This is a genomic window from Nonomuraea rhizosphaerae, from assembly GCF_019396405.1.
Lineage (GTDB): Bacteria > Actinomycetota > Actinomycetes > Streptosporangiales > Streptosporangiaceae > Nonomuraea > Nonomuraea rhizosphaerae.
Genome location: NZ_JAHKRL010000425.1, coordinates 1 through 4,031 on the forward strand (window position 1 = coordinate 1; position 4,031 = coordinate 4,031).

Consider the following 4,031-nt stretch of genomic DNA (forward strand, 5'->3'; position numbering starts at 1 on the left):
CTCCGTCGCGGAGGTGGGCGAGGCTCGGGGGTCCGGGGGCCGGGAGGCCCCCGGCGAGGGGGTTCGGGGGAGCTGGGCTCCCCCGTGAGGGGAGTCCGGAGCCCGTCAGCGCGTGAGCGCCCCTTGTGAAGGCCCATGCAGTTGAGAAAGGCGCAACCTGTGTTGGCGCGGGCGGTGTGGGCGTAGGTTACGGAGCGTGGATCTGGACTTCGTGTGCACGCATGCGGGCCGTCCCGCCGCCGCCCTCACCCGGAGGGACGTGGCGCGGGCGTTGCTCGCCGTGCCCTCCGGGGTTGCGCTGGTGGCGCTGCCCGACCTGCGGCGTGCGTTGATGGCCGTGGGCAACCCGCTTTCGCTGGCCTTCTGGGAGTCGGCCAGGTCGACGCTCGGCTCGATCGAGTCGGGTGTCGCCACGGTCGGCGATGTGCAGCGCTGGGTCGAGTCGACCGGGACCGAGCCGATGCTGATGACGCCGGGCTACTTCGTGTGGCCGGAGGAGGACGAGCGCGGGCCGGTGGCCGAGGAGATGTTCTCGCTGCTCGTGGCGTACCTGGAGCAACGGGTCGAGGAGGGGGAGGTCGATCCCGACGCGCTGGCGACGGGGGATCAGGCGGCCCGCAGGACGTACGAGGAGCTGCAGGAGCGGTGGCTGAGCGCGCCGCTGCCGGACGGGCGGGTGCCCGGGTTCGCGGTGAGCGACGAGCAGGACGAGGAGCTGTTCGCGGCGTGGGACGAGGAGGAGGCGTTCGCGCTGTCGGAGCTGCGGCGGATCATCGGCGAGCTGCCCAAGCCGCCCCAGCTTCCCGTGGACGAGCTGCGCCGGGCCGGTACGCGCCTGCGCGAGCTGCTGGGCCTGCCCGGTTATCCGGCGAACGTGCTGCGGGCCTGCGCCGGGTTCGACGACCGGGAGATGCCCGGGGACGACATGGACCTGTGGCTGGCGGTCGCGGCGGGGATCGCCGGGCCGATCTCGGACCTGTCGGAGGTGGAGGACACGCCGGAGGCGTTCACGGACCTCGACGGTGATCTGAGCCACGAGGACACGGTGCTGGCCAACCTCTGCGCCATCCAGCACGCCGACTGGCTGGCCGCGGTGGCGGCGCTGACCCGGCTGGGGCCCGGCGTGCTGGCCTCGCCGGAACGGCTGGCCCGGCTCATCGCAGAGTCGGAGGACATCGACATCGACGACCAGGACGCCGACGATCTGTCGGCGACGGAGAGCCTGTTCGTGCCGGTGGTCGGCCTCTGGGGGTATCTGGGCATCGTCAGCACCGAGGAGGTGCTCACGCCGCTGGGCTGGTGGGGGCTGCCCAAGGCGCTCGAACGCGCCTGGTCACCCGCCGACTGAGCCCCACCGGCCCGACCACGCCCGACCACGCCCGATCGCGCACGACATGCCCGACCGCGCACGGTCACTTGCCGGCTGACTCGTCGACCAGGTCCTTGTACTGGGGGTGGCGCTCGATGTACTCGGCCACGTACGGGCACAGCGGCACCACCCGCAGCCCGGTGTCGCGGCTCATGTCGAGCGCGTAACTGACGATCTTGCCCGCCAGGCCCTGCCCCTCGTACGCGTCCAGCACCTCGGTGTGGGTGAAGACGATCTTGGTGGGCAGCAGCCGGTAGTCGGCGAACCCGGCGACCTTGCCGTCGAGGAGGAGCTCGAAGCGGCTCTCCGCCGTGTTGTCGACGATCTCGACCGCCATCTACTCGGCCTTCTCTTCGACTTTTCCGGCGGGGACGTCCTCGGCGGCCTCGGCCTTGCGGGCCTCGGCCTCCGAAGGCACCTCGATCTTCGAGATCTGTTTGTTCATCGACTTGATCAGCAGGTACAGGGCGACGCCGATGAGGGCGACGACGATGAAGCCGAGCACCCCCGGACTGACGTCGCCTGCAGCGAGTACGTTCACCCTCTCAGTCTGCCACCGAGGGGCGATGGTCCGGTCAGTGGCAGGCGGGTGAGACCTCGTCGGCGTGGATCCCGGCGAACAGGTCGTCCTCCGGCAGGTCGGTGTCCACCAGCGAGCGGGCCAGGTGGTAGTCCTCGGTCGGCCAGATCTCGCGCTGGAGGTCGCGCGGGCAGACGAACCAGAAGCCGTCCGGGTCCACCTGGGTGGCGTGCGCGAGCAGCGCCTCGTCGCGCAGCTCGAAGTAGTCGCCGCAGGGCACCCGGGTCGTCACCGGCCACTTGGCGGGCCGGTCCTCCCAGCGGGAGATCCAGTCGGAGTAGGGGGAGCCCATGCCGCGCGTGGTCATCGCCTCGTGCAGCGCCTCGAAGCGCTCCTTGGTGAAGCCCATCTGGTAGTAGAGCTTCAACGGCTGCCACGGGTCGCCGGTGCCCGGGTAGCGGTCGGGGTCGCCGGCCGCCTCGAACGCTTCCACCGACACCTTGTTCGTCATGATGTGGTCGGGGTGCGGGTAGCCGCCGTCGTCGTCGTACGTCACGATCACGTGGGGCCTGAACGCGCGGACGGCGGCGACAAGGGGAGCGGAGGCGTCCTCCAGCTTCTGCAGCGCGAAGCAGCCCTCGGGCAGCTGCTCCTCCTCGCTCTCCGGCAGGCCGGAGTCGACAAATCCCATGAACTCCTGCCGCACGCCGAGGATCTCGCGCGCCCTGGCCATCTCGGCCCTGCGGACCTCGCCGATGTTGGCCACGATCTCAGGCCGGTCCATCTTGGGGTTGAGCACTGAGCCCCGCTCACCTCCGGTGAGGGTACACACCAGCACTTCAGCACCTTCACGCACATAACGCGCCATCGTGGCGGCGCCCTTGCTCGACTCGTCATCGGGATGGGCGTGGACGGCCATCAACCTCAGCGGTGCATTCACGGCTCGGGTCTCCTCAGGTGGACCGATCAGTAGCCCAGAGAGGTTAGTTTCTGCTGGGCGGGTCGCGAGGGCGTGCCCCCCGCGGGCGACAATTGTCTCGGATAACGCTGAGGGAGTGCAGGGAGATTCCGCCATGGCCACCGAAGATGTCGAGAACCGTCCCGTTCTCGGCACACCCGACGACTTTCCGGACCGTCCACAGCGGGGCGGCCGATTGGTCGTGCACGTGGTCATCGGCGTGCTGGTCGCCATCATCGCCGGCGGCTGGGGGTACGTGATGTGGTCGATGACCGGCGCGAACACGGGCGCCACCGCGCAAGTGGTGTCGTTCGCGGCCGATCGCCCCGACGAGGCCCAGATCACCTTCACGGTGAGCAAGCCGGACGACCAGGCGGCGGTGTGCCGAATCAGGGCCACCGACGTCAACCACACGGAAGTCGGCACCAGGGAAGTAAGAATTCCGGCTGGTGGGGGTAGTAAGCAGTTCAAGGAGCGCCTGGACACCAGTGCCCGGGCGACGTCCGTCCACATCCAGTACTGCAATCTCGTATAATGAGACGTTTGGGGAAGCGTACGCGCCGTTGACTTGTTAGCCTTTCGCAATTCAACCGCACGCAACCTCTAGTGATCTCAGGGCCCCCTAGGCAAGCAAGGAGAACCCGTGGCCGACTCTCGCGATGAGAACGTCACATGGCTGACGCAGGAGGCGTACGACCGTCTCAAGGCGGAGTACGAATACCTCTCGGGCCCAGGGCGCGTCGACATCGCCAAGAAGATCGAGGCCGCCCGCGAGGAAGGTGACCTGAAGGAGAACGGCGGCTACCACGCCGCCAAGGACGAGCAGGGCAAGATGGAGGCCCGCATCTTCCACCTTCGGCAGATCCTCGACAACGCCCAGGTGGGAGAGGCTCCCAAGACCGAAGGAGTCGTCGGCCCCGGCATGACCGTGACGATCCGGTTCACCGGCGACGACGACGAGGTGACCTTCCTGCTCGCCTCCCGTGAGGAGAGCGGAGCCCCGATCGACGTATACTCGCCCAAGTCGCCTCTCGGGGCGGCGATCAATGGGAAGAAGATCGGCGAGAAGGCTACCTACTCGATGCCAAACGGCCGTCAGAACACCGTCGAGATCCTCGAGGCTGTGCCGTACATCGGCAACTGACACCCGAAGACACGAACCGCCGGGCCCACGCTGGCCCGGC

6 protein-coding genes are annotated in these 4,031 nt (G+C 68.6%); 3 read left to right on the forward strand and 3 right to left on the reverse strand.

All coding sequences use genetic code 11. From position 1 onward, the window contains the following. Positions 1-196 precede the first annotated feature (196 nt). On the forward strand, positions 197-1,348 hold the full coding sequence (locus tag KME77_RS21925; RefSeq protein WP_219470706.1) for a hypothetical protein: 1,152 nt from the start codon (positions 197-199) through the stop codon (positions 1,346-1,348). Positions 1,349-1,412: 64 nt separating this feature from the next. Here KME77_RS21925 and KME77_RS21930 read toward each other — a convergent pair whose 3' ends face one another. The 3 genes from KME77_RS21930 to mca are packed head-to-tail and all read right to left on the reverse strand — an operon-like array spanning position 1,413 to position 2,829. After that, the gene (locus tag KME77_RS21930; RefSeq protein ID WP_219470708.1) at positions 1,413-1,706 is read right to left on the reverse strand and encodes a GNAT family N-acetyltransferase; all 294 of its coding nucleotides are present in this window, start codon (positions 1,704-1,706) and stop codon (positions 1,413-1,415) included. Beyond that, positions 1,707-1,910, reverse strand: coding sequence for a hypothetical protein (locus tag KME77_RS21935; RefSeq protein ID WP_219470710.1), 204 nt, complete (start codon positions 1,908-1,910; stop codon positions 1,707-1,709). A 34-nt stretch (positions 1,911-1,944) separates the two neighbouring features. Beyond that, positions 1,945-2,829, reverse strand: a complete 885-nt coding sequence (mca, locus tag KME77_RS21940; RefSeq protein WP_219470714.1) for a mycothiol conjugate amidase Mca — start codon at positions 2,827-2,829, stop codon at positions 1,945-1,947. Positions 2,830-2,962: 133 nt separating this feature from the next. On the opposite strand from mca, the gene KME77_RS21945 reads away from it, so the two are divergent. After that, on the forward strand, positions 2,963-3,382 hold the full coding sequence (locus tag KME77_RS21945) for a DUF4307 domain-containing protein (RefSeq protein ID WP_219470715.1): 420 nt from the start codon (positions 2,963-2,965) through the stop codon (positions 3,380-3,382). Positions 3,383-3,490: 108 nt separating this feature from the next. Next, positions 3,491-3,991, forward strand: coding sequence for a transcription elongation factor GreA (greA, locus tag KME77_RS21950; protein WP_219470717.1), 501 nt, complete (start codon positions 3,491-3,493; stop codon positions 3,989-3,991). Positions 3,992-4,031 lie beyond the last annotated feature (40 nt).

Excerpts from the sequence above, each read along its gene's own strand:
- KME77_RS21930 (WP_219470708.1), bottom strand. The coding sequence starts at position 1,706 with ATGGCGGTCGAGATCGTCGACAACACGGCGGAGAGCCGCTTCGAGCTC.
- KME77_RS21945 (WP_219470715.1), top strand. The coding sequence starts at position 2,963 with ATGGCCACCGAAGATGTCGAGAACCGTCCCGTTCTCGGCACACCCGAC.